22 protein-coding genes, 1 tRNA gene and 2 pseudogenes are annotated in these 25,446 nt (G+C 64.0%); 15 read left to right on the forward strand and 10 right to left on the reverse strand.

The features are described from left to right. Positions 1-57 precede the first annotated feature (57 nt). The 5 genes from X268_RS04980 to X268_RS05000 all read left to right on the forward strand — a co-directional run bounded on the left by X268_RS04980 (position 58) and on the right by X268_RS05000 (position 5,654). Positions 58-1,653: an ABC transporter substrate-binding protein gene (locus tag X268_RS04980; protein ID WP_128923892.1), complete on the forward strand. Its 1,596-nt coding sequence runs from the start codon at positions 58-60 to the stop codon at positions 1,651-1,653. A 92-nt stretch (positions 1,654-1,745) separates the two neighbouring features. Next, on the forward strand, positions 1,746-2,726 hold the full coding sequence (locus X268_RS04985; protein WP_128923893.1) for an ABC transporter permease: 981 nt from the start codon (positions 1,746-1,748) through the stop codon (positions 2,724-2,726). Positions 2,727-2,731: 5 nt separating this feature from the next. Then, positions 2,732-3,628, forward strand: a complete 897-nt coding sequence (locus tag X268_RS04990) for an ABC transporter permease (protein WP_430648269.1) — start codon at positions 2,732-2,734, stop codon at positions 3,626-3,628. Continuing rightward, entirely contained in the window at positions 3,628-4,623 is a 996-nt protein-coding gene (locus tag X268_RS04995) for an ABC transporter ATP-binding protein (RefSeq protein ID WP_128923895.1), read from the forward strand. Before X268_RS04990 ends, X268_RS04995 begins: the two co-directional genes overlap by 1 nt. After that, complete coding sequence (locus X268_RS05000; protein ID WP_128923896.1) at positions 4,620-5,654, forward strand: ABC transporter ATP-binding protein; 1,035 nt, start codon at positions 4,620-4,622, stop codon at positions 5,652-5,654. The genes X268_RS04995 and X268_RS05000 overlap by 4 nt, the downstream gene beginning before the upstream one ends. A 272-nt stretch (positions 5,655-5,926) precedes the next feature. Here the strand turns inward: X268_RS05000 and X268_RS05005 are convergent, their stop codons facing one another. After that, entirely contained in the window at positions 5,927-8,746 is a 2,820-nt protein-coding gene (locus tag X268_RS05005; RefSeq protein WP_128923897.1) for a tetratricopeptide repeat protein, read from the reverse strand. Positions 8,747-8,847: 101 nt separating this feature from the next. Here X268_RS05005 and X268_RS05010 point away from each other — a divergent pair, with 101 nt between their 5' ends. Together X268_RS05010 and X268_RS40830 are read left to right on the forward strand one after the other, a co-directional pair. After that, a complete protein-coding gene (locus X268_RS05010) occupies positions 8,848-9,504 on the forward strand; it encodes a hypothetical protein (RefSeq protein ID WP_128923898.1) in 657 nt (218 codons plus the stop codon). Then, positions 9,491-9,574, forward strand: a pseudogene (locus X268_RS40830) (hypothetical protein); the annotation flags it as partial. The gene X268_RS05010 and the pseudogene X268_RS40830, both read left to right, overlap by 14 nt. Before the next feature lie 305 nt (positions 9,575-9,879). Here the strand turns inward: X268_RS40830 and X268_RS05015 are convergent. Further along, a complete protein-coding gene (locus X268_RS05015; protein ID WP_128923899.1) occupies positions 9,880-10,245 on the reverse strand; it encodes a hypothetical protein in 366 nt (121 codons plus the stop codon). Positions 10,246-10,606: 361 nt separating this feature from the next. On the opposite strand from X268_RS05015, the gene ku reads away from it, so the two are divergent. After that, on the forward strand, positions 10,607-11,560 hold the full coding sequence (gene ku, locus X268_RS05020; protein ID WP_128923900.1) for a non-homologous end joining protein Ku: 954 nt from the start codon (positions 10,607-10,609) through the stop codon (positions 11,558-11,560). Between the two features lie 62 nt (positions 11,561-11,622). Beyond that, positions 11,623-11,946, forward strand: coding sequence for a hypothetical protein (locus tag X268_RS05025; RefSeq protein WP_430648396.1), 324 nt, complete (start codon positions 11,623-11,625; stop codon positions 11,944-11,946). On the opposite strand, the gene X268_RS39950 is transcribed toward X268_RS05025, so the two are convergent. Continuing rightward, on the reverse strand, positions 11,885-12,154 hold the full coding sequence (locus tag X268_RS39950) for a hypothetical protein (RefSeq protein ID WP_128923901.1): 270 nt from the start codon (positions 12,152-12,154) through the stop codon (positions 11,885-11,887). The two genes, X268_RS05025 and X268_RS39950, sit on opposite strands and share 62 nt — an antisense overlap. Positions 12,155-12,406: 252 nt before the next feature. Then, complete coding sequence (locus X268_RS05035; RefSeq protein WP_164937536.1) at positions 12,407-13,609, reverse strand: ABC transporter substrate-binding protein; 1,203 nt, start codon at positions 13,607-13,609, stop codon at positions 12,407-12,409. 78 nt (positions 13,610-13,687) lie between these two features. Here X268_RS05035 and X268_RS40525 point away from each other — a divergent pair. Further along, positions 13,688-13,951: pseudogene (locus tag X268_RS40525) on the forward strand (FCD domain-containing protein); the annotation flags it as partial. Between the two features lie 59 nt (positions 13,952-14,010). Here X268_RS40525 and X268_RS05045 read toward each other — a convergent pair. Together X268_RS05045 and X268_RS05050 are read right to left on the reverse strand one after the other, a co-directional pair. Further along, positions 14,011-14,086, reverse strand: a tRNA-Ile gene (locus X268_RS05045). Positions 14,087-14,434: 348 nt separating this feature from the next. Continuing rightward, positions 14,435-15,409 carry a Bug family tripartite tricarboxylate transporter substrate binding protein gene (locus X268_RS05050; protein WP_164937537.1) on the reverse strand — a complete coding sequence of 325 codons (975 nt, stop codon included), beginning with the start codon at positions 15,407-15,409 and terminating at the stop codon, positions 14,435-14,437. A 107-nt stretch (positions 15,410-15,516) separates the two neighbouring features. On the opposite strand from X268_RS05050, the gene X268_RS05055 reads away from it, so the two are divergent. Further along, positions 15,517-16,497 carry a TAXI family TRAP transporter solute-binding subunit gene (locus X268_RS05055; protein WP_128923904.1) on the forward strand — a complete coding sequence of 327 codons (981 nt, stop codon included), beginning with the start codon at positions 15,517-15,519 and terminating at the stop codon, positions 16,495-16,497. A 136-nt stretch (positions 16,498-16,633) separates the two neighbouring features. Here the strand turns inward: X268_RS05055 and X268_RS05060 are convergent, their stop codons facing one another. Further along, positions 16,634-17,848, reverse strand: a complete 1,215-nt coding sequence (locus X268_RS05060; RefSeq protein ID WP_128923905.1) for an ABC transporter substrate-binding protein — start codon at positions 17,846-17,848, stop codon at positions 16,634-16,636. Between the two features lie 101 nt (positions 17,849-17,949). Continuing rightward, complete coding sequence (locus X268_RS05065; protein WP_128923906.1) at positions 17,950-18,843, reverse strand: substrate-binding domain-containing protein; 894 nt, start codon at positions 18,841-18,843, stop codon at positions 17,950-17,952. A gap of 270 nt (positions 18,844-19,113) precedes the next feature. Between X268_RS05065 and X268_RS05070 the strand changes: the two genes are divergently transcribed. Genes X268_RS05070 through X268_RS05080 form a run of 3 tightly spaced genes read left to right on the forward strand, consistent with a single transcriptional unit; the run spans position 19,114 to position 23,066 of the window. Beyond that, positions 19,114-19,941 carry an ABC transporter substrate-binding protein gene (locus X268_RS05070; protein WP_128923907.1) on the forward strand — a complete coding sequence of 276 codons (828 nt, stop codon included), beginning with the start codon at positions 19,114-19,116 and terminating at the stop codon, positions 19,939-19,941. A 55-nt stretch (positions 19,942-19,996) separates the two neighbouring features. Further along, a complete protein-coding gene (locus X268_RS05075; protein WP_128923908.1) occupies positions 19,997-21,103 on the forward strand; it encodes a molybdopterin-binding protein in 1,107 nt (368 codons plus the stop codon). A 13-nt stretch (positions 21,104-21,116) separates the two neighbouring features. Next, complete coding sequence (locus X268_RS05080; protein ID WP_164937538.1) at positions 21,117-23,066, forward strand: molybdopterin biosynthesis protein; 1,950 nt, start codon at positions 21,117-21,119, stop codon at positions 23,064-23,066. 75 nt (positions 23,067-23,141) lie between these two features. Here X268_RS05080 and mobA read toward each other — a convergent pair whose 3' ends face one another. Further along, positions 23,142-23,798, reverse strand: a complete 657-nt coding sequence (gene mobA, locus X268_RS05085; protein ID WP_128923910.1) for a molybdenum cofactor guanylyltransferase MobA — start codon at positions 23,796-23,798, stop codon at positions 23,142-23,144. Continuing rightward, complete coding sequence (locus tag X268_RS05090) at positions 23,779-24,669, reverse strand: formate dehydrogenase accessory sulfurtransferase FdhD (protein ID WP_128923911.1); 891 nt, start codon at positions 24,667-24,669, stop codon at positions 23,779-23,781. Before X268_RS05090 ends, mobA begins: the two co-directional genes overlap by 20 nt. 62 nt (positions 24,670-24,731) lie before the next feature. On the opposite strand from X268_RS05090, the gene mobB reads away from it, so the two are divergent. Beyond that, entirely contained in the window at positions 24,732-25,439 is a 708-nt protein-coding gene (mobB, locus tag X268_RS05095; protein ID WP_283818284.1) for a molybdopterin-guanine dinucleotide biosynthesis protein B, read from the forward strand. Positions 25,440-25,446 lie beyond the last annotated feature (7 nt).

The following is a 25,446-nucleotide window of genomic DNA, read 5'->3' on the forward strand; positions in this document are numbered from 1 at the left end:
AGCGGGTGAACGGCCCGGCATCGCCGGGCCCATGATTGAGGAAAGCGAGAGAGAGCCATGTTGATCAGACGGACTTTTGTGCTGGGAGCCCTTGGTCTTGTTGCGGCCGCCGTCGCATCGCCTTCTGTGCATGCGCAATCGGGAAGCAATAGCACGCTCGTCATCGCCACCACCCAGGTGCCGCGTCACTTCAACGGCGCGGTCCAGTCGGGCATGGCGACCGCGCTGCCGACGGCCCAGATCTTCGCAAGCCCGCTCCGCTATGACGAGAGCTGGAAGCCGCAACCCTATCTCGCGCAATCCTGGGAGGTCGCGCCGGATGGACTCTCGGTGACCCTGCACCTCGTCAAGGATGCGGTGTTCCACGACGGTCACCCCGTGACCTCCGAGGACGTCGCGTTTTCGATCATGGCGATCAAGGCCAACCATCCGTTCCAGACCATGTTGGCGGCAGTCGACAAGGTCGAGGCGCCCGATCCGGCAACGGCGGTTATCCGCTTGACGCATCCCGCTCCGTCGCTGCTGCTGGCGATGTCGCCGGCGCTGATGCCGATTCTGCCCAAGCATATCTATGGCGACGGCCAGGATCTGAAGACGCACCCGGCCAATCTGAAGCCGATCGGCTCCGGTCCGTTCAAGCTGATCGAATACAAGCAGGGCGAGTATTATACGCTGGAGAAGTTCGACAAGTTCTTCCTCGCCGGCCGGCCCAAGCTCGACAGGATCGTCGTCCGACTGGTGTCGGATCAGAACGCCGCGCTGGTCTCGATGGAACGCGGCGATGTCCAGGCGCTGCCATTCGTTGCCGGTGTGCGCGACATCGACCGGCTGCAGAAGGCGCCGAACGTCACCGTCACCGACAAGGGCTTTGCCGGTGTCGGCCCGCTCAATTGGCTCGCCTTCAACACCAAAAAGAAACCGCTCGACGATCTTCGGGTGCGCCAGGCCATCGCCTATGCCGCCAATCGCGACTTCATCGTCAGCAAGCTGATGGGCGGCAAGGCCGCGCCGTCGCTCGGGCCGATCGCGCCCGATTCGCCGCTCGCGGAAGCTGGTGTCGAGCCGTTCAAGGTCGACTATGCCAAGTCGGCGGCGCTGCTGGACGCTGCAGGATATCCGAAGGGTGCCGACGGCTCGCGCTTTGCGCTCACCATCGACTACATCCCCGGCGGGGACGAGCAGCAGCGCAACGTCGCCGAATATCTCCGCTCGCAGTTGAAGCGCGTCGGCATCAACCTGGAGGTCCGGGCGGCGCCCGACTTTCCGACCTGGGCCCAGCGCGTCTCGAACTATGATTTCGATCTGACCATGGATACCGTCTACAATTGGGGCGATCCCGTCATCGGCGTGAACCGGACCTATCTCTCATCCAATATCCGCAAGGGCATCATCTGGTCGAACACCCAGCAATACAGCAATCCGAAGGTCGACGAACTGCTGCAGGCCGCCGCGGTCGAGACTTCGCCGGAGAAGCGCAAGGCGCTCTATTCCGAATTCCAGAAGATCGTCGTGCAGGACGTGCCGATCTATTTCATCAACGTGACCCCGTACTACAATGCCTTCAGCAAAGGGCTCGGCGGGCTTCCGACTTCGATCTGGGGCATGATGGCGCCGCTCGACGAAATGTACTGGGCGACGCCGCCCAAGACCTGAGTTGCCAAGACCTGAGTTGCCAAGACCTGAGTTTCAAGACCTGAGCGGCCGGCCCACAGCGGGCCCAGATTGTCGAGGAGTCCCACAGCACCATGGCACTAGCCGCCCATCTGGCGAGGCAGATCGTCAACGCCGCAGCGCTTCTGCTTGCGGTGCTGGTCCTGAACTTCTGCCTGATCCATCTTGCGCCCGGCGATCCCGTGCAGGTGATCGCCGGGGAGATGGGGGGCGCGTCGGCTGACGTCATCGCGGCGCTGCGTGCCAAATATGGACTCGACCACAGTCTGACCGAGCAGCTTGCCATCTATCTGCGCAACGTCGCAGCCGGCGACTTCGGCTACTCCTACTATTTCAACGAACCGGTGCTCGGGCTGATCCTCATGCGCCTGCCGGCGACGCTCTATCTCGCGCTATGCGCGCTGGTGAGTGCGCTCGCGATCGGCACCTTGCTCGGTGTCGTCAGCGCGCGGCGGCCGAATGGGATGTTCAGCCACGCCGTCACCGTGTTCTCGCTCGCAGGCTATGCGGCGCCGATCTTCTGGACCGGCCTCATGCTGCTGCTCCTGTTCGGCTCTGTGTGGCCGATCCTGCCCGTGGTCGGGATGGCCGATGTCGTGCACCCGAAGCGGGGCTTTGCCTATGTGCTCGATGTGGCGCAGCATCTGGTGCTGCCGTCGCTGACGCTGGCGCTGGTCTTCATCGCGCAGTATAGCCGGCTCGCGCGTGTCAACATGATCGACGCGCTGTCGGCCGACTACGTGCGGACTGCGCGCGCCAAGGGGCTTCCGGAATGGATCGTGATCGGCAAGCATGCGCTGCGTAACACCCTGATCCCGATCGTTACCGTCGCAGGGCATCAATTCGGCAACCTGTTTGCGGGCGCGGTGCTGGTCGAGACCGTGTTCAGCTGGCCGGGCATGGGACGGCTGGTGTTCGATTCGATCCTGCGTCGCGACTATCCGACCCTGATGGCCGTGCTGTTCTTTTCCGCGCTGATGGTGATGACCGCAAACATCCTGACCGACATCGTCTACCGCTTGATCGATCCGCGCATTCGGACGGCGCGGCGATGACAACAATGGATGCATCCACGCCGACCGTCGCCTTGCCGGTCGAGCTGCCGACGATCAGCGCGGCCTCACCCTGGCGCGCCGCGTTGCGGCAGTTCCTGAAGAGCCCATCCGGCATGGCCGGGGCCTGCCTGCTGGTCTTGATCATCTTGGGGACGCTGATCGGACCGCTGCTCCATCCGGTCGACCCGCTCGATCTCGTCGGTGCGCCTTTCTCGTCGCCCGATGCAGACGCCTTGCTCGGCACCGATTATCTTGGGCGCGACGTCCTGGCCGGGCTGATCCATGGCGGCCGCGCGACGCTTGCGGTCGGCGCGGTCGCCGCCCTGATCACCATTGCGATCGGTCTCGTGGTCGGCGCATTCGGCGGTTATTTCGGCGGCGCCATCGATGCCGTGCTGGTGAAGATCACCGAATTCTTCCAGATCCTGCCGCCGCTCTTGTTTGCCATGGTGCTCGTCACGCTGTTCGGGCCGAAGCTTTCGACCATTACGCTGTCGATCGGCGCGGTGAGCTGGACGTCGGTGGCGCGGCTGACGCGGGCCGAGTTCATGCGGCTGCGCGATCTCGATTTCGTCAAGGCCTCGCGGGCGGCCGGCGCCAGCAATGCGCATCTGATGCTGCGTGTGCTGCTGCCGAACGCCCTGCCGGCCGTGATCGTCTCGGCGACGCTCGCCATCGGCGTCGCCATCCTGTTCGAGGGCGGCCTCAGCTTTCTCGGGCTCGGCGATCCCAACGTGATGAGCTGGGGTCTCATGCTCGGGCAGAACCGCAACTACATTCTCGATGCCTGGTGGGCGGTGATGTTTCCGGGGGCGGCGATCTTCCTGGCGGTGCTCGCGATCAGCCTTGTCGGCGACGGGATCAACGACGCCATCAACCCGCGCCTGCGGCGGAGGTCGTGATGAGTGCGCTACTCGAGGTCGACAATCTCAATGTCAGCATGCGCAATGAGGCCGGCCGCCTGGTGCCTGTCATCGAGAATTTGTCGTTCACGGTCGCGCCGGCAAAGACGCTGGCGCTGGTGGGCGAGTCCGGCTGCGGCAAAAGCATGACCGCGCTTGCCCTGATGCGGCTGCTGCCGGAGGACTTCGTCATCACCTCCGGCCGTATCCTGCTGGAGGGCAGGGATATCCTGTCCTTGTCCGCGAGGGAGATCCGCGGCCTGCGCGGCAACGGCATGTCGATGATCTTCCAGGAGCCGATGACGGCGCTCAACCCGCTGTTCACGGTCGGCGACCAGATCGGCGAGGTGCTGCGCTGGCATCGAAACCACGGCGCTTCCGCGGTCCGGGAGCAGGTCATCGCACTGTTGCGCGCGGTGCAGATTCCAGCGCCGGAACAGCGCGTCGATGCCTACCCGCATCAGCTCTCGGGAGGGATGCGCCAGCGCGTGATGATCGCAATGGCGCTTGCGGGCCGTCCGAAGCTCCTGATCGCAGACGAGCCGACCACGGCGCTCGACGTCACCGTGCAGGCGCAGATCTTCGATCTCCTGGCGCAGCTCCAGCAGGAGACCGGAACGGCGATCCTGCTCATCACCCACGATCTCGGCGCGGTGGCGGAGCTCGCCGATGATGTTCTCGTGCTCTATGCCGGCCGCTGCATCGAGGCCGCGACGTCAGCGGGCATCGTGGCGCGGCCGCTTCATCCCTATACGCGAGGACTTCTGAACTGCGTGCCGCATCTGAAGCTCGGACAGGCGCCGGAGCCGTGGTTCGATCTCGGCGAAATCCCGGGCATGGTGCCGCCGCTGGGCGCGCGCGGTGCGGATTGCGCGTTCCTGGCGCGGTGTGCGCAGGCCGCCGAGATCTGCCGCGCGCGCGCACAGCCCGCACTTGAAACGATCGAAGCCGGTCATGCCGTCTCGTGTTGGCGCAAGGCGGAGATCGCGGCATGACGCCCCTGCATGCGGTTCGCCCCGAGGGGGCGCCGGACTATCTGCTCGATGTCAACGATCTCGTCGTGCACTTCCCGGCCGGTCGCAAGGGCGGCAAGCGGTCCTTCGTGCATGCCGTCGACGGCATCAGTTTCCGCGTCCGCCGCGGCACGACGTTCGGCATCGTCGGGGAAAGCGGTTCCGGCAAATCGACAACCGCGCAAGCGGTGATGCGGCTGGTCCCGGTGACGTCGGGGCAGGGCGTGTTTGGCGACAGGGATATTGCCGAGCTGACGGGCAAGTCGCTGCGCGACGTCAGGCGTCACCTGCAGATCGTGTTCCAAGACCCGTTCTCGGCCCTCAATCCGCGCCGGCGTGCCGGCGAGCAGATCCGGGAGCCGCTCGATCTGCTCGGGATCGGCACGCGCAGCGAGCGTGACGAGCGGGTGCGGAAACTACTGGCCGAGGTTGGATTGCCGCCGCAGGCCGCCGATCTGTTTCCGCATCAATTCTCTGGCGGCCAGCGCCAGCGGCTCTGTATCGCGCGCGCTCTCGCGCCCGAGCCCGACCTGATCGTCTGCGACGAGGCGGTGTCCGCGCTCGACGTCGCGATCCAGGCGCAGATTCTCAATCTCCTGAAGCGGCTGCAGCGCGAACGCGGCTTGACCTACATCTTCATCTCGCACGATCTCGGCGTGATCCAGCAATTCTGCGATGAGGTCGCGGTCATGTATCTCGGCAAGATCGTCGAGCAGGCCCCGGCGGCAGATATCTTCACCGCGCCGCGTCATCCCTATACGTGGTCGCTGATCGCGGCCGCGGCGCCGCCCGGTGCCATGCGCGACGAATTGAAACGCCGCTACCTGGTGAAGGGTGACCCGCCGAGCCCGGTGGATCCGCCTCCAGGCTGCCGCTTTGCGCAACGGTGTCCGTCGGCTCTCGATGTGTGCCGGCAGCGCCTGCCGGCGCTGGACGCAATTGCGCCGCAGCACTATGTCAGCTGCCATCGGAATGCTGAGTTGGAGCCGGCGGTTTTTCAGGGAATTCGCTGATTGCATGATCCCCCGTGATGCGATGGCTCCGGTTGAACTTGCCGAGCTTCCTGATGTCGATCGCACCGGCGACTTGGCTCATGCAGAGCGGCGCGGGTCCTTGGCCGGAGGCGGGTGCGAATGTGTTTGACTTTCGTTGTGCCTGTTGGTTGCTCCTCGCAACATCGCCGGCAGCGACTGCGTCCTGCGCACGAAGGCCGGCGCAGCCAAATCGGATACCTCCCGATCCCAACGAGGCGATCCGGGATCGATGATATCGACTGGCCGTCAAACTATTGTGAGCAGCCCGGGGCAGACACCCCGCCGCTGCCAACGCTCAAGGTAAATGTCGGCTCCGAACACTTCGCTCCCGTTGGCTGTGACCTGGTTTTTTCATCCGCCAACCTATCCAGCGCGCGTGAGCATTCCGCAACTGCCGATTTGATCCGGCCCGAAAACTTCGAGTCGACTCGACCTGCCGCTTCGAACGTTGCCTTGCAGGCCGCCCATTGTTTTGTTGCTAGCAGGGACTGCCCATAATAATAGAGCAGCTCAGGGTCTGACGACTTCGCCGCCAAAGGTTGAAGAAGCCGGGCAGCCTCGACATAGGCGCCCTTGCGATAAGACAAAATTCCGTTCAGCTTGATCAGGTCGTTGTCTTCTGGGAAAAACTCCGAGGCTTTTGCAGCGATCGGCTTGGCCCGATCGAGATCGGCAGGGTCGTCCCCGACGTTCAGAGCCAAGGCCCGATAGGCCGGGCGAAACTGCGGGTGCGCTGCGATGAGTTTCTCAAAATTGCCCCGGGCGGCTGTTCGATCATTCGCTCGTTCCTGATTGCTGGCGAGTTCCATCAGGGCGAAAGCATCATCAGGATGATCTTTCAAATAGGCGGCAAGGAAACTGGCCGAATTCGAGGACAGGACTTCAAGCCTCTCCCGGGCTACGCCTAAGATGGCCTGGGGTGTATCGGAACGGACAAGCCTGGCGTACGCATCTTCCGCACTCTTGCGGTCGCCGATATCGTAGCGGGCCTGAGCCAGGTGATACAGAGTCTCGATGTCGTCGGGACTGAGAGCGAGAGCTTCTTCGAGCAACTTTATCCCGGAACCATAATCTCCCCGCCCGACCGATGCGCGGCCGTAGCTTCTCAAGACATGAGGATCTTTTGGCGCCCTTTCAAATGCACGTTTGGCATAGGCGTAGGCAGCGTCCGTCTGGTGGAAGACATCGAGCTGTAGATTCGCAAGGCGCACCAGCGCCGCCGGGTATTCAGCAGCTTCGCGCAACGCGCTTTCATATGTGAGACGTGCTGCGTCAAAATCCGACGTCGTCTCGTAGACGCGCGCAAGCTGCATCAGGGCAGGAAGCTTGACATCGGCTTTGCTCGTTGCAATCCGAAGGGTCGCGATCGCGGAGGCGCTGTCGCCGCTTTCGCTGAAAGCGCGTGCCAGCAGGAGATAGGCCGGACCGAGATTCGGAGCTGCATCGACGGCTCGCCTCAGTGCAGCCTGCGCGGACGGATAGTCCCGTTGAGCGAGATAAGCCTTGCCCAGCAACGCCAGTAATTCCGGGGTCTCCTGGTTTTTCTCGATCGCGCCTTTCACGCGGTCCAGAGCTCTTGACGTGTCATGCTTCGCCAGGTCGAGGTTTGTGAGCTTTTCGAGCGCTGGAACGTAGCCCGGCGATATTTCGAGAGATCGTTGATAGGACGCGTATGCACGATCAATGTCCTGTTTCTCGACCGCGAGGCCCAGCAGGAACAATGGCTGTGGGTCGGAAGGATGGTCAGTGGCCAGCTTTTGATACGTTTGGATGGCCTTGGACGTTTCGTCGTTCTTCGAATAGGCGTTTGCAAGCAAGCGAAATGCGTCGGGTGAGTCGGGATTGTCAGCCGTATAACCTTCCAGCAATGTGATGGCCGATTTGGCCGCGCCCCGGTCCAGGTACAGTTGCGCGAGCAACAGAGTCGCGTCCTTCAGATTGGGATTGATCTTGAGCGCCTGAATCAGCCGCTTCTCGGCTTGTCCGCGCGCTTCTCCGCTCTTAACGGGGTCGGAGGTCTTGGCGAAGGCCAGATGTGCAAGGGCCGCCTTGTATTGCACATCGGCATCGCCAACGTACACAGAACTCAACGCCTCGAACTCGCGAACCGCCTTTTCTGGATTAATCCTCATATTCTGGATGCCGTCCGCGACAAGGCCGTCGTAACTCGTTGCGTCCTGTGACAGGACGAGCTTGATGTTCTCGGCACACGCGTCGCCTTCGCCGCGCGCGCAGGCGAGCTTCATGATCAGGACGCGAGACGGAAGGTGATCGGGAATCTTTTGTGCGATTCTCTTCAGTTCGGCTTCGGCTTCCGAGTATTGCTTTGTCGTGATCGCAAACTCGGCCAAGCTCAAGAGCAGATTAGAGCGGGAGGATGCGAGTTGGGAAGCGGTCGCAAAATTGTCGCGGGCCTTTTGCAGCTCTTGGCGCTTGAGATAGATGTTCCCCAACGCTGCGTATGGTTCGGCTGATTTTGGGGCGAGATCCCTGGCGACGAGAAGATGATCTTCGGCCGAGGCGAGATCGTTCTTGCGCACGGCAAGTTCGCTGAGGGCGATATAATATCCGTAGGAGCGATTTGACTGCGGAGCGAGCGAACGAAGTTCATCTTCGACGGCTTGGGCATCGTTAAAATCTCGCGTGGTCCGCGCGAGCAGGATCATCGCCTCGTCATTTTTCTGGTCGGCTTGCAAGATTTGTGAAGCAAGCTTGCGCGCTTCGATCCGGTCTCCGCTCGCCAGCACCATTTGTGCGAATTTGGTTTTCACATCCAGATTGGAAGGCTCTCGTGCAAGCGCATCCTTCAATCCGATGTAAGCCAACGCGAAGCGACCCTGAGCATAGTTGATGTAGGCCAGTTGACGCGTGGCCGCGACGTCGTCGGGCTTGGTCTGAAGGATTTGCCTGTAGAGTTTTTCTGCAAGGGCGAGATCATCCTTGCGATAGGCCTCGTCGGCATTGAGAAGGAGTTGATTGTCGGCGGCATTTGCGCCGCCGGGCGCTGTTAACGCGCCCATCGCAAGAGCTGCAACTATTGCGAGAAATTTCGCAGCAGAATTGGAAAACATCTCGTGACTCCAACGGAGTACATTCTGTCAAAGTCCAACTGCAAATAACTTCTGCGGCGCATTAGAAAAGCCGCGGGGACTGGTGGTCCTGAAAATGAAACTTGACTTTATTGGAAATGAGTAACGAAATCCAGATCCCCATTTATTTTAATGGAGATGGCCAAATGAAATTGAAATATTTATTGGGCCTTATTGTTGGTGGGAGCTTTACAGCTCTTGCAGGGGCCGCGAATGCAACGTGTCCAGCAACACCGGGGACGCCAGTTAATACCGCGAGCGGATGTATCGAAATCACGCTGCTCCCGGGCAATGTCGTGACGGTAGGTAGTTCTGGAGGGAGTCCAATATACGATGGAATTGAAGATACTCTGATCAACGTGACGAACCTCAGTGGCAGCACTGTCGGTTCGATTCACCTGACCGCCAATACCGACATCTTCGGTTTCGATGGTGACGGAATTGCCAACTTTCTCCCCGCTGCCACCGGGCCGACGGGCTACGAAGGACCAGGCACCAGTTTCGCCAACTACTCATTCCCCTACCAAAGCGGCGACGTCCTGTTCACGGGCGGCTTGGCCAATCTCGCTTCAGCCTATTTCTCCCTTGAGGAGCGGGTCAGCGCGGGGAGCTTCACCGGACCCATCGTCGTAAACCCTGTTCCCGGCCCAGTCGTTGGGGCAGGTCTGCCAGGACTCGTGATGCTGGTGAGCGGCCTGCTCGGTTGGCGCCGCATGCGCCGCAAAGAAGCCATCGCCTGATTTAAATCGACAAAGCATCACTTCGCTGCCCTCGGTGAGGGCAGCGAAGCTTGCCTCGATGGCCGTTTGAAGTTTGACTCGCCCAGCACGACGACGCGAGCGCGATGATTTGTGTCTGGATGGCCTTTGCGTTCGCCCTGACGATCCAATGGCGAGCTTTATCGTAGACCCCTTCGCAGGCGTTCTCTGCGCCTTCTGCGCCATGAAATCAGGTGCCGGGTCAGGAAGCCAACCACGAACCCGGCCGCAAAGCCGATCGTGATCTCGATTGCATCGAACGGCGTCACAGAAAACATCAGCCTTGGCTATCGCGCGGTGCGCCTTTTCCGAGTTTGGCTGCGAGCAGCAGGAAGAATGCCGGTGAGGCTCATGCAGTCAGGCCCTGTTTCCAGCTGTCGTCGCGCGCCTCTGTCTGGTGACGCGACGAGAACTCCCACTCCGAGCCGCGGCCTTTGAATCATCGGAAGCTGCGTCCGAGCCGTGGAGAAGAGACTGGAGAGCATCCTTGGACTGCTCGATCTCCACGCGCAAGCTTTCGATATCGTGCTCGGTGGTTTGCAAGGTATTCAACAGCCGTGCTTCGGTCGCGGAGATATCGCGCACGGGCGACCCTGTGGCCCACAATTCAAAGGCGCGCTGACGCTCTTCCCGCCGACGCCGCGCTTCTGCCAATTGGCTGGCTTGCTCGCGCTGCACCGCGTCCAACGCCTGCGCAAGTCGGGTCTCGGGACGATCAGACATCGCACACACCCATACAAACCCTGCCGTCATTTGTCTGCACAAGCCGGGCGAAGGTTCAGGCGTTGTGTGCGCGGGCGGGGACGAGGGCGGTGAGGGAGCGATGCTGACGCAGTCAACAGGTCTGCTCTCGGACTTCGAACTCTCCTCAGACAAGGAGGAGAGCCATGACGATTTTTCGCCCTTCGCATCGCCGCACATGCGTGCGGGGTATGCACGGAATGGTTGTCGGCCCAACCGGGCCTGGCGGGGCCTGATGCATAGGGATCGCGGATGTTTCGCCGTTTTCTGCACAGCTCATGTCGGAACCTGGGCCGGCCGTTCGTCTTGAATCCGAGCCGCCTCGAACCGGAGTTCTGCGTAAATGGCCCCGCGCGCCAATTGGAAAGGCTTCCTGAGACTGTCCCTCGTCACCTGCCCCGTGGCGCTCTATCCGGCCACGTCTGAGAGCGAGAAGATCTCGTTCAATCAGCTCAACCGGCAGACCGGCCACCGTGTGAAGTACCTGAAGGTGGACGCCGAGACCGGCGACGAGGTGCCGAACGAGGACATCGTCAAGGGCTACGAGCTGGACAAGGGCCAGTACATCGAGGTGTCCAAGGAAGAGCTCGAGGAGATCGCGCTGGAGTCCACGCGCACCATCGAGATCGACGAGTTCGTCGCCAGGTCGGACATCGATCCGCGCTATCTGATCCGCCCCTATTACATCCGGCCCGACGGCAAGGTCGGCCACGACGCCTTCGCGGTGATCCGAGAAACCATCCGCGAGATGGACAAGGTCGCGATCGGGCGCGTGGTGCTGACCAACCGCGAGCACATCATCGCGCTGGAGCCGATGGACAAGGGCCTCGTCGGCACCCTGTTGCGCTACCCCTACGAGGTGCGCAGCGAGCAGGACTACTTTGACGACATCCAGGACGTGAAGGTCACCAAGGACATGCTTGATCTCGCCCGGCACATCGTCAACCAGAAGGCCGGCCGCTTCGAGCCGGAGAAGTTCGAGGATCATTACGAGACCGCGCTGATCGAGCTGATCAACGAAAAGCGCGCCGGCAAGGTGATCCGGCCGAAGGAGCGGCCGAAGGGCGAGAACGTCGTCGACCTCATGGAGGCGCTGCGGCGCAGCGTCGGCAAGGAGGCCAGAAAGGAAGTTAGGCAGGAGGCCACGCCCGCGAAGGCGGACAAGCCGGCCAAGAAGCCGAGGAAGGCCGCGGCCGGCCAGAAGGAGATGCTGATGCCGATCGCCGGCAAGAAGGCCGCCGCCAAGGAGACGTCCGCGAAGAAGCCGGCCACCGGAGCGCGACGGAAATCGGCTTGAGCGTGAAACATCCGGTCACGCCGGACGGACGATACTTCGTCGTCCGCGGACGTCTGTGGCGGATGGCGAGGCCCGATCTCGCAGAGGATGAGCGTGCGGCGCTGGTAAAGCGGCTGATGGCGGCAAGGCGCGCGGTCCGCGACGCCAAGGCGGAAAACGACCCGGACGCGGAAGTGGCTGCGCATCGCGCGGTGGACCAGGCCAAGCGCGCGCTGGGCGAGCGCGGCCCGGTCTGGTGGAAAGACGGCGCGCCGGACTTCAATCGTCACATGGCAAAGAACACGCCTTATGCCGCCTGGTACGCGAAGCTCCTCGCCGCGGGCGTCAAAGATCCTCGTCAGGGCACTCCGGACACGTCTCGCCGATCGAATCGAGGACATCGTTGATCTCCGCGACGGCCTGATCGGCGGAGACGCCGTCCGGAGGATCCCGGCGCCCAATCTCGATCGCGCGTTTCCGAGCGTGCGGGTCGGCACGATCCCTGGCCCAGCCATGCTCCTCGCATTCGCAAATCGCGCCGGCCTCCTGCAGCACGTGGATGGCCCATCCTCGCAAGGTGCGGATCGCCGGCCGTCTTTCCCTGGTCATCAGCATGAAAGATCACTCCTGCGGGACGAATCCGTGCCCCCGCTAAATCGTTCCGGGCGTTAGCACGGAGCAGGGATTCGCAAACGGCAGGGCTAGGCTTGTCCACGTGTTCCGGAGGGCTGTGGAGAATGCGGGAGCAGGTCTTTTCTTCTAGCCGGGGGACGACAAGACGCGGCATGAAAGTGACAGCGCACTTCGGCCGCGGGCGTCGGAAATGCAATGAAAGGTTAGTTCACGGTCACGCAATTCCAAGTGGCGCTACTTGGTCGAGAGCACCTCGCCGAAGCGCTCCCACTGCTTGCCCGTGAAGCGCATGAACTGCAGCTGCTCGACCGGCAGATGATCACTCTCGCCGGTATTAACTTTGATGCCGGGCAGCAGCATCGGCAACTCCAGATCTTTGATCGATAGTGCCTGCCGCAGGATGTTCTCGCGGCTCAGATCGTTCCCCGCCGCTTTCAGAACGTGCTCCAGCACCATGCCGTTGTTGTAGCCGTTGACGTAGTTGGAATCGCGGATGTCGCCGTCAGGCGCGTACCTCGCCATGTAGTCGCGCCATCCCTTGACGCCGAGATCGTCCGCCCATGTGGGATCGAGCGGATCCTTGACATAGGCGCTGGAGATGATGCCGGTGCTGGCGTCGAGCCCGGCGGGCTCCATCACCGAGGACATCCATACCGATACATTGGTCAGGAACGTCATCGGTCGCCAGTTGATCTCGAAAGTCTTGCGGATTGCCTGCGCAGCGAATTTCGGCGTCGCGGCGATCACGAGCGCATCCGCGCCAGTCGATTTGAGCTTCACGATCTGGGAATCAATCGTCGGCTCGGTCGTCTCGTAGGTCGCCGCCGTGACGGCGACGTCGAATCGATCGCCAAGCACGTCCTTGAGGCCGGCGAGGTAGTCGCGGCCGAAATCGTCGTTCTGCGCCAGCACGGCGAAGGTGGCGTCGGACTTCTTCTGCAGCGCATAGCGCGCATATATGCGCGCCTCGTTGCGGAACGGTGCCATCACGCCCATCAGCGCCAGAGGAAACTGCGCGGGATCACCGAACTTCGAGGCCCCCGAGGCGACGAACAGCTGGGGCACCTTCTTGCCCTGCAGATATTTGGCGATTGCCGTGTTATGCGCGGTCCCCATCGTCGAGAAGATGAACGAGACGTCGTCGCTCTCGACCAGCCGGCGCGTCTGCTCCACGGTCTTGGGTGGCACGTAGCTGTCGTCGAGCGAGAGCAGGTTGACTTTGCGGCCGTTGATGCCGCCGCGGTCGTTGACCATCTTGAAATATGCGACTTCGCCCTTACCGAGGACGCCGAAAGCGGACACCGGCCCGCTATAGGGCATGGTCTGTCCGATGCGAATCTCGGTGGAGGTGATGCCGGGCTGGTCTTCGGCGACAGCCGGTGCTGCGAGAGCGGACCACACGACGCACAGCCCTGCAGCTGCAATGGCGCTCCGCATTCGGCTCCTCCCTGATGGCCGCGCTGACGACGGCTCCGTTATCTGCAACATACGGAGCTCTCGGCCGGACAGCATCGGTTGGCGGTCACTCCGATCGCAGCCGCGGACGGCAGCTTTTCGCCGACCTGGATCGTGGCCCATGGCGATTTCCACGCCACGCTCGCCCAGGCCTGCGACAGCGCCTGGATGCTGCGCATCCGCGAGCTGTTGTTCGCCCATAATGAGCACTATCTCGACCTGGCGCGCAAGACCGACCGCGGCAATCGCGCCGCCGCGCGCGAACATTGGGAACTGATGGAGGAGGCGCTGGCACGCGACACCGACCGGGCAGTCGCTGCCATGACTGCGCATATCGGCAAGACCCGGGACACGATCGAGCTGGTCCTGAGGCGGGCAGAGACTGGTGGGCCCGGCAGGACTCGAACCTGCAACCAGACCGTTATGAGCGGCCGGCTCTAACCATTGAGCTACAGGCCCCGCCGCGAGTCAGCTCGCGGGAATGCGGCCGGCAACGGTGCGCGGTTCGTTTACAGGGATGGAGGCGGGGGTGCAATGCTGGCCCGGGCGGACGGGAACGCCGGCGCGGCAGCGCGGGTCGTTTTCGAATACCCGAAATTTCCGATGATGCCTGTATACCCCTGTTTTGCCCGACGAAGCAAACCGCCTTGGGAAGCCGTGGACCTGCAGAGGCCCGGTTTTCGGGTCCCGTAACCCATTGATATCATTGGCCGCGTCTACTGTGCATGGGGTTGTTTTGCGACTTTTTGGTTTGGGGGGGGCCCTCCCGAGCCCCATCTCAGACTTGCGGCGGACCGCCACGCTCCGCTAATCCACCGACACCCCGGCGAACTCCACCACCTTGCGCCACTTCTCGGTTTCGTCGGCGACGAGCTTGCCGAACTCGGCCGGCGTCATCGGCTTGGGGAGGCCGCCGACCTCAGTGAGACGCGCCACCAGCTTGGGATCCTTCAGCGCTTCGCCGACGGCCTTGTTGAGGACCTCGATCACCTCGCCCGGCGTCCCCTTCGGCGCGGAGATGCCGTAAAAGCCGACCGATTCGAAGCCCGGCACGGTCTCGGCGATTGCGGGCACGTCAGGTACGCTCGGCCAGCGCTGCGGCGAGGTCACGCCCAGCGCGCGGACATTGCCGCCTTTCACCTGCTCCAGTGCGGAGGGCAGATTGTCGAAGATCAGCTGCACCTTGTTGGAGATGATGTCGGGGAATGCGATCGCCGAGCCGCGATAGGGCACGTGCACCATGTCGCACTTCGTCATCACCTTGAACAGCTCCGCCGACATGTGCACCGAGGTGCCGTTGCCGGAGGAGGCAAAGGAGATCTTGCCGGGATTGGCCTTGCAATAGTCGACGAACTCCTGGACCGTCTTGGCCGGGAACGCGTTGGAGACGACGAGCATGTTGGTGAGCTGCATGATGCTGGCCACCGGGGTGGTGTCGCGCAAAAAGTCGAACGGCAGCTTCTTGTAGAGCGAGGTCGAGATCGCGTTGTTGGGCGCGACGAACAGCAGCGTGTAGCCGTCGGGCGGTGAGTTGATCGCGGCGGCGGCGGCGATGTTGCCGCCGGAACCGGTGCGGTTCTCGACGATGAATTGCTGGCCGAGACGGTCCGACAGCCACTGCGCCATGATCCGCGCCACGATGTCGACCGGCCCGCCAGCGGCAAAGCCGATCAGCCAGTGCACGGGGCGGTCGGGATAGGCGGCAGAGGCCGGAGGCGTGGCGCTGAAAAGACCTATGAGGACCGCGAGCCCGAAAACACCGTGACGCAAAATTCGCAACATGACACCTCCCATTGTTCTATTGTGGTTGAGGGGCATGCTTTCACAAAATCGGCGCCCTGCCTACATCGCCGCAAGTCGGTGTTGACGCAGGCCCGGCGGAAATGACCATGAGATTCGCGATCATCGTTCTTGCGGCAGTCGTGCTTGGCGGCCCCGCCGCAGCTCAAACCGGAGGCAACGCCATTCCGACCACGAGCCATACCATTGGTCTTGCAATCAGTCTTGGCACCGCAACGCCCGGCGGCGGCTTTCCGCTCTATGGCAACGCCTTCGCCGAGGTGATGAACGCGGCCGATCCGCAAATCGCCATCGCGCCCCGCAACACCAAGGGCAGCAACGAGAACATCCCGCTTCTGGAGAAGGGCGAGCTCGATCTCGCGCTGGTCGCGGGCGAGCCGGCCTATGAGGCCTTCGCCGGCATCGGGCGAACGCCGGTGCGGCTGAAGATCCTCACCGCGATCTATTCCAATCCCGGCATGTTCGTGGTGCGCGCGGACAGTCCCTACAGGACGATCCGCGATCTGGTCGGACAGCCCGTCGCGTTCGGCGCCAAGGGCTCGGGCCTGCCGATCCTGGCGCGTTATGTGCTGGATGGACTCGGCCTGAAGCAGGACGAGGATTTCAAGGCCGTCTATCTCGACCGCGCCGGCGACGGCCCTGCGATGGTCGAGGATGGCCGGGTGGCCGCGCTCTGGGGCGCCGGCATCGGCTGGCCCGGCTTTGCCGCGGTGGCATCGAGCGCCTCGGGCGCCCGCTTCATCGCACCTGATGTCGAAGAGATGACGCGCATCCGCGCCAAGCATTCCTTCCTGAAGCCGCTGCTGGTGCCGGCGGGCAGCTATCCGAAGCAGGACGCGCCGATCGCGTCGCTGGGGTCGTGGAGCTTTGTGCTGACGCGCGAGGATCTGTCCGACGACGTCGCCTATCGCCTGGCGAAGACGCTGCACGGCCTCGAAGCGACCTTCTGCAGGAAGCTCGCCCAGGCCTGCGAGACCACCGCGTCGAACACGCTCGCCGCGGCGCCGAGGCCGGAGCTGATCCATCCCGGCGTGATGAAATATTTTCGCGAGATCGGGGTGGTGAAATGACGGCCGCTTAGTCGACCGTCATTCCGGGGCGGTCCGCAGGACCGAACCCGGAATCTCGAGATCCTCAGGTGCGCAATTGCGCACCGTAGTTCGGTGCTTCGCGCCGCCCCGGGATGACGATCGCCTCAAGCGATCGTCACTTCTTCACCATGGCACACGCCGGGTCCGGCGGCCCGAACGCCTTGTCGCCCGAGATCGTCGTGAGGATCTTGTAATAGTCCCACGGATATTTGCTCTCCTCCGGCGTCTTCACCTGCACCAGCCAGAGGTCGTGCACCATCAGATTGTCCTCGCGCAGTTTGCCGTTGCGGGCGAAGAAATCCTCGATCGGCTTCTCGCGCATCTTGGCGGCGACCTTGAGCGGGTCGTCGGTGCCGGTCTCCTTGATGGCGTTGAGATAGTGCATCACGCTGGAATAGACGCCGGCCTGCCACATCGAGGGCATCTTGTTCATCTTGGCGAAGTAGCGCTTCGACCATTCGCGGGTCTTGTCGTCCATGTCCCAATAGAACGACGTCGTCAGGAGCAGGCCCTGCGCCGCCTGCAGGCCGAGGCCGTGGATGTCGGTGATCAGCGCCAGCAGCGCCGCCATCTGCTGGCCGCCCTTGAACACGCCGAACTCCGAGCCGGTCTTGATCTCGTTCATGTTGTTGGGGGGACCGGCGGCAATGCCGATGATCTTGGCCTTGGAGGCCTGCGCCTGCAGCACGAAGGAGGAGAGATCCGGCGTTGCCAGCGGGGGCCGCACCGAGCCCAGCACCTTGCCGCCATTGGCGGTGACGACAGCGGAGGCGTCGCGCTCCAGCGAATGGCCGAAGGCGTAGTCGTCGGTGATGAAGAACCAGCTGTCGCCGCCGCGCTTGACCACCGCATCCGCAGTGCCGACCGCGAGCGCGCGGGTGTCGAACACCCACTGGATCGCGTAAGGCGAGCAGAACTTGCCGTGGAAGTCCGCGGTGCCGGTGGAGTGGGTGATGAACAGCCGCTTCTTCTCGTTGGCGATGTTCTGCACCGCAAGCCCGACCGCCGAGACCGGCACGTCGACGATCAGATCGACCTGGTCGACGTCGAACCAGCGTCGCGCGAGCGAGGCGCCGATGTCTGCCTTGAGCTGGTGGTCGCCGACCACGACGCTGATCGGCTTGCCGAGCACGGTGCCGCCGAAATCGTCGATCGCCATCTGCGCCGCCGTCACCGAACCCTGGCCGGTCGGCGCGGAGGCCGGGCCGTTCATGTCGGTGAGCACGCCAATCTTGACGACGTCGTCGGAAACCTGCGCCGATGCCGGGCTCGACATCAGCGTCGCCACCAAGGCGGCTGCGACCGGTAGTCCAAATCTCGTTGGATTCACGCCTGTCCTCCCCTGATCCGGCTCGTTGGCCGGTGTTGCCCCCGGGGTGTGCCCCGGCTGAATTGGTTTCTTTTGCAACTATTTGGGGGCGGGCGTCAATGTCAGGCTGCGTAGCGGATCTGGCCTGCGGGCGAGGGATCGTAGCCGGTCAGCTCCTCGGCGCGCTGGCGCAGCCGCCTTTCGGCGAGAAACCGGATCAGGGCCTGCATGGCTGGGCGGAAATAGCTGCGCTGCCGCATCGCGAGGTCAAAGTTCTCCCAGATCAGCGGTACGAAATCGAGACCCGCCGAGCGCGCGGTGGCGCGCGTCGCGATCCCGCAATCGGCCTGGCCGGCGCGGACCAGTTCGGCGAGGTCCGGACCGGTCAGGCACGGCGTTGCGACCTGGCGCAGATCCCGCGTCGAGGCACCGGCGCGCTTGAGCAGCACGTCGAGCAGCATCTGCGCGCCCGTGCCCTGTTGCCGCATCGCCATCTTGGCGCCGAGCGCGAGCACGTCGCTCAGGCCGTGCAGGTGCTTCGGATTGCCCTGCGGCAGCACGAGGCCCTGTTCGCGGCGCGCGAACGCGACCAGCACCGCATCATGCAGGTCGGGAGCGGCACGCAGCGCTTCGATACTGGCGTCGCCAGCGAGATCGTCGGACGCATCCAGGCCGTGGAAGTGCACCGCCGCCGCCATCACCTCGTTGCGCTGCAGCCGCTCGAGCCCGCGCACGCTGCCCTCGCTCATCGAGCCCAGGCCAGAGCCGGATTCGCGCAAGGCCCAATCCAGGAGCTCGTCGTGGCTGCCACCCACGACCGGCGGCGGCTCCGCGATCAGCATGCCGGCTGGACGCGCGAGGCCCGACAGCACCCAGAGATCGAGCTCGTGCCGCGGGAAGAGCCACTTCCCGGTCACCTTGGTACAAGGGATCGCGCCGGTGGTGACGAGTTCGTAGAGCTTGCGTTCGCCGAGCCGAAGATAGTCGGCGGCTTCGCTGGTCGTCAGGAATTCCATCCTGCATTCCTATGCAAATTCTTGCTTCTTTTTGACGTTCGACGCAGGTGGAATTCTGCATTTTCAATTGGTGTCCGCGGGAACCATGCCCGATCATCTCGCTGCTTTGCAACACATCCGCGCGCGCGATTTCTGCTTTGGTGAACGATCCTGAATCGTTCGGCGCGTTGCCGAAATTTCCCGGGTGACGTGCGCAAAAAGCAGTCGCGTCACGAGCGCGGCGCAATCGGTCAGCATCATGATCACGTCATAGCCAAGGGAACCCCGATCATGGGCCGCCTGTCCGTTGCATTCGCGCTTGTCTGCAGCCTCATCGCGAGCGCTGCGGCGTCGTCCGCGGAGGACCGCGCGATCGTGCTGGCAACGACCACGTCGACGCAGGAGTCCGGCCTGCTCGACTACCTGCTGCCGGTCTTCCGCGACAGGACCGGCATCGAGGTGACGGTGATCGCGCGCCGCGCCGACGAGGTGCTCAACGGGCCGCGAAGGGGCGAGGCGGATGTCGTGCTGATGCACGCGCGGCCGCAGGAGGAGAAGTTCGTCGCCGACGGGTTCGGCGTGAAGCGGTTCGACGTGATGTACAATGACTACGTGCTGATCGGACCGAAGAGCGATCCCGCCGCCGTGAAAGGCAAGGACATCGCGACGGCGCTGAAGGCGATCGAAGCCAAGGGCGCGCCGTTCGTGACGCGCGGCGATCGGTCGGGCACGCACGCCGCGGAGCTCGCGCTGTGGATCGTCGCCGGCATCGACATCGCCGCCGCCAAGGGCGCCTGGTACCGCGAGGCCGGGCAGGGCATGGCCTCGGCCCTCGACGCCGCGCGCGCCGCCAATGCCTACGTGCTGTCGGATCGCGGCAGCTGGATCTCGTTTCGGGATCGCGGCGATCTCGACGTCGTGGTCGAAGGCGACCGGCGGCTGCTCAATCAGTACGGCGTGATGCTGGTGAATCCCGAGAAGTTTCCGAACGTGAAGAAGGATCTCGCGCAGACCTTCATCGACTGGCTCACCTCGCCGGAAGGGCAGACGGCGATCGCCGGCTACAAGGTCGACGGGCAGCAGTTGTTCTTCCCGAATTCAGACAGGTCGGGCGGTTGAAGGCCGGCATCTCCGGCGGTTGCCAAAGCGGGCGATGCATGGTCCATCATGGCGCATGACCCAGCGCCTGCCGCCCTCGCTGACGCCGCTCGACACCGCGCTCGCCGCGTTGCTGCGAGGCGTTGATCCCGTTGCGCCGGCGGAGGTGCCCCCGGCGGAAGCGATCGGCTGCATCGCCGCGGGCACTCCATTGCTTGCGGCACATCCGCCGCGCGACATTGCGGCCGCAGACGGTTGGGCACTGAGCGCCCATGACCTCGTCGGCGCGTCCTCTTATGCGCCGCTGGCTCTGGCGCAAGAGCCGGCGTGGGTCGAGGCCGGCGAGGCGATGCCGGCGGGATGCGATTGTGTGCTCGATGCCGATGCGGTGGAACTGTCCGGTCCGCTCGTGCAGGTCTTGGCGGAAGGCGTGCCGGGGCAGGGCGTTCGGCGCGCCGGCAGCGACATCGCAGAACGCACGCCTGCCGGCGCCGAAGGCTGTCCGGTCGGTGCGGCGGATCTGCTGCTTGCGCGCGTTGCGGGTTTGCAAAGTCTCGGCGTACGGCGGCCCCGTCTGCGCATCGTCAATGTGCCGGGTGCAACGGCAACGATGGATATGATCGCCGGTCTTGCGCGTGCCGCGGGACTGGGCGTGGACATGCGCGAAGCCGGTGCGCGCGATCAGACCTCGATTGCCGAGGCGCTCGATGCGTCCTCTTGTGATCTCCTGCTGACGGTCGGCGGGAGCGGCGTCGGTCGCCGCGATGCCGCTGTCATGGCCCTGGCCCAGTGCGGCGAGGTGACCGCACACGGCCTTGCGCTCCGGCCTGGACGGACCGCCGCGATCGGCCGGCTCGGGCAGGTTCCCGTCGTCGCCTTGCCTGGCTCGCCTGATGCCGCGCTTGCGGCGTGGCTCGCGCTCGTGCTGCCGCTCGTCGATCGCCGCTCGGCGCGTCGGCCGCGCCCAAAAGTGTCGCTGCCGCTCGCGCGAAAAATCGCATCCAGTGTCGGCATCACCGAGATCGCTTTGCTGGCCGAGGAACATCGCGCCTGGATGCCGCTTGCCGTAGGCGAATGGCCGCTTCAGGCAATCGCCCGTGCGGACGCATGGCTGCTCATTCCTGCCAGTGACGAGGGATTTGCGGCAGGTAGGCCGGTCGATGCCCATCTGATGCGGGCGTGATATGGGTCCTGGCATGACGATGATCCCGAAATCACCAGACCGCAGCGCGCTCGAGCAGGAGCAGTTCCTCAAGATTCTGTCGCGCGAGGAGGCTCTGGCGCGCTTCGAGGCGGCACTGTTCCCGCGTGCGCTTCCGTCCGATACGCGCAAGCTCGGTGCCGCGCTCGGCGCAGTGCTCGCCGAAGACATCACGGCGCCGATCGACGTTCCCCCGTTCGACCGTTCCAATGTCGACGGCTTTGCCGTGCGTTCGGCCGACCTTGCGGCGGCCGGGGAAGGTGCCGCCATACGCCTCGCGCTGAACGGTGAAACCATTCACTGCGGCATTGCGCCGAGGCTGCAAGTGGCGGCGGGAACCGCAACGCCGATCGCCACCGGCGGCCCGCTGCCGCGCGGCGCGGATGCCGTGGTCATGGTCGAGCATACCCAGCCGGCCGGCCCCGATGCGATCGAGGTCCGCCGCGCCGTCTCGCCCGGTCAGTTCGTGTCCTACGCCGGCTCCGACATTGCGCGCGGCGAGGCGCTGCTCCGCGCCGGCACCGTCATCGGCTCGCGCGAGATTGGCATGCTGGCGGCTTGCGGCATTGCCGAGGTCAACGTGACGCGCAAGCCGCGCGTGGCCGTGATCTCCACCGGTGACGAACTGGTTCAGCCCGGCGGAGCTCTTCCGCCAGCCGCGATCTACGATACCAACGGAGCCATCGTCGCGGCTGCGATCGATGAAAACGGCGGCGAGGCGGTCTTCCTCGGTGCCATTGCCGACGATGAAGCCAAGCTCGAAGCTGCCATGCGCAGCGCGCTTGCGGATGCCGACATGCTGGTGCTGTCAGGCGGCACGTCGAAAGGCGCGGGCGACCTGTCCCATCGCATCATCGGCCGGCTCGGCGCGCCCGGCATCATCGCGCACGGCGTTGCGCTGAAGCCCGGCAAGCCGCTGTGCCTTGCGGTGTGCGACGGCAAGCCCGTGGTGATACTGCCGGGCTTTCCGACCTCGGCCATGTTCACCTTCCACGACATGATCGTGCCGGTGCTGCGCAAGCTGGCCGGTCTGCCGCCGCGCTCGGATGCCAAGGTGAGCGCGACCGTGCCGGTGCGCATCGCATCCGAGCTCGGTCGCACCGAGTTCGTGATGGTCTCGCTGGTCGAGGGCAAGAAGGGCCTGATCGCCTATCCTTCCGGCAAGGGTTCCGGTGCGATCACGTCCTTCGCGCAAGCCGACGGCTTCCTGCGTATCGACGCGCTCGCCGACCAGATGCCGGCCGGAACGGAAGCCGAGGTAACTCTGTTCACGCCGCATGTGCGTGTGCCCGATCTCGTCATCGTCGGCAGCCATTGCACCGGCCTCGATCTCGTCACCGCACGGCTCGCGCATGCCGGTCTGACCGTGCGCTCGATCGCCGTCGGCAGCCTCGGCGGACTCGCGGCCGCAAGGCGCGGCGAATGCGATGTCGCGCCGATCCATCTGTTCGACGACAAGACCGAGACCTACAACTTGCCCTATCTCGCCGAGGGGCTCGAACTCGTGTCGGGCTGGCGGCGGATGCAGGGCATCGTCTATCGCAAGGGCGACAGGCGTTTCGAGGGCATCGGTGCGAAGGAGGCCGTCGCCGCCGCGCTCGCTGATCCCGCCTGCATCATGGTCAACCGCAACCAGGGCGCCGGCACGCGCATCCTGATCGATCGCTTGCTAGGCGGTGCGCGGCCGGAAGGCTATTGGAACCAGCCGCGCTCGCACAACGCAGTCGCGGCGGCCGTCGCACAGCACCGCGCCGATTGGGGCATGACCATTGCACCGGTCGCCCTTACAGTCGGTCTCGGTTTCATTCCGCTCGCGGAAGAGCATTATGATTTCGCACTGGTGACGGCACGCAAGGACCGGCCGGCGGTGAGGGCGTTTCTCGACGCGCTCGGCTCGGACGAGGTGCGTGCAGCGTTGAAGCGAGCGGGCTTCCGACCCGCGTAGGGGCGGACGAGGACGCGGCGTTGGCGACGCGGAAAGCGCGCACGACGCGGGTTGGGAAGAACGCGAGACAACGCCTCAGGCCGCATCATCCAGCGCCGCCAGCCGCTCGGCTTCGGCGATGTCCTCGATCGTGTTGGCATTGAAGAACGGATCGAGCGGCTCGGTTGGCCAGGTCACCGTCGCGAGCGGATAGCGCGCGGTCCAGCGGTCGATCTTGCGGAGGTCTTCGACGACGAGCGCGTGGCGCAACTCGCCACGCAAGGCGACGCGCCACAGGCCGATGACCGGATGCGATTGGTCGCCTGATGCGGCGACCGCGAGCTGCGCGTTCTCACGCCCGCGAGCGTCGTGCAGGCAGGCAACCAGATCGCGTGGCAGGAACGGGCAGTCGCCGGCGGCACTGAGCACCCATTCGACCTCCGGCCGGTTCGCCGCGGTCCAGTCCAGCGCGGCAAGGATGCCGGCGAGAGGGCCGGGAAAGCCGGGTACGTCGTCGGCGACGACCTGCAAGCCGAACGTGGCGAAACGCGCGGGATCGCCGTTCGCATTGAGGATCAACCCGCTGCATTGAGGTTTCAGGCGCGCGATCACGCGCTCCAGAATGGTGCGGCCGCCGATGCTGCGCATCGGCTTGTCGCCGCCGCCCATGCGCCGCGCCAGGCCTCCGGCGAGCAGCACGCCAAGGGTTGATGGAATGCCCGTCAGCGGAATGTCAGTCGTCACCAGCTTCACCCTTGCGCTTGTGCTTGGCCGATTCCTCCTCGACGTAAGCGAGGTTCTGGTCGTAGACAATCCGCTCCTCGCCGGCGAGCGCGATGAAGCGTTTGCCGCGGGTGCGGCCGATCAGCGTCAGACCGACCTGCCTCGCGAGATCGACCCCCCAGGCGGTGAAGCCCGAGCGCGACACCAGAATCGGAATGCCCATGCGCACCGTCTTGATGACCATTTCCGAGGTGAGGCGTCCCGTGGTGTAGAGGATCTTGTCGGAGGCATCGACGCCGTGGCGGTACATCCAGCCGGCGATCTTGTCGACGGCGTTGTGGCGGCCGACGTCCTCGGGGTAGCAGAGCGGGGCGCCTTCCCTGCACAGCACGCAGCCATGAATCGCGCCGGCTTCCAGATACAGGGACGGCATGGTGTTGATGGTCTGCGTCATCTGATAAAGCCAGGAGGTGCGCAGCTCCGCCTTCGGCAACGCGACGCTCTCGACCGCCTCCAGCAGGTCGCCGAAGGCAGTGCCCTGGGCGCAGCCCGAGGTCTGCGTGCGCTTCTTCAGCTTGGCCTCGAAATTGGTGTTGTGCTCGGTGCGCACGACGACGACCTGGAGATCGTCGTCATATTCGACCTCGGTGACCACGTCGTTATATTTCAGCATGTTCTGGTTCAGCAGGTAGCCGAGCGCCAGATATTCCGGATAGTCGCCGATCGTCATCATGGTGACGATCTCCTGCGCATTCAGGTAGAGTGTCAGCGGCCGCTCCATCGGCACCTTGATCTCGACCCTGGCGCCGGTCTGGTCGGTCCCGGCCACGCTCTGGGTCAGGCGCGGGTCGTCCGGATTGGGGATGATCAAAGGCACCGGAGTCTTGTCGATCTTCATCATGGCCGCGACGTTAGCATGACATTCCGCTAAAGCCGATATAAGCATGATCGGGAATGGGCAAAATGCCTCCACTCGTTATTGCGAGCGCAGCGAAGCACTCCAGAATCTTTCGGCGGCGGCAGTCTGGATTGCTTCGCGGAGCCTGTCATCGGGCCGCGCTACGCGCGGACCCGGTGGCTCGCGATGACGGGGAGGACGGTGGTTCCGTCGCCGAGCGCCGGTTGCTGGAAAAGAGAGCTGGAATGAAAGTCATCGGCCTTGCAGGCTGGAGTGGTGCGGGCAAGACCACGCTGTTGACGCGGCTGATCCCGCATTTCAACGCGCAGGGCCTGCGCGTCTCGGTCATCAAGCATGCGCATCACCAGTTCGATGTCGACGTGCCCGGCAAGGATTCCTGGCGCCATCGCGAGGCCGGTGCGGCCGAAGTGTTGGTTGCGTCGTCAAACCGCTGGGCCCTGATGCACGAACTGCGTGGCGCTGCCGAGCCCAAATTGCCGGAACTATTGGGCAAGCTGTCCGCGGTCGATCTCGTCATAGTCGAGGGTTTCAAGCGCGAGCCGCATCGCAAGATCGAGGTGCATCGCGCCGCGAACGGCAAGCCGCTGCTGTTTCCCGACGATCCCGGGATCGCGGGAATCGCGACCGACACCACCATTGACACAGGGCTACCGACCGTCCATCTCGACGATATCGCGGCTGCTGCGGAATTGCTGCTGCGCGCGGCGATGCCGGTCGAGGAGGCGGTGGCGAAGAGCGCCGCGATACGCTGACGAGGCA

Source organism: Bradyrhizobium guangxiense (assembly GCF_004114915.1).
GTDB lineage: Bacteria > Pseudomonadota > Alphaproteobacteria > Rhizobiales > Xanthobacteraceae > Bradyrhizobium > Bradyrhizobium guangxiense.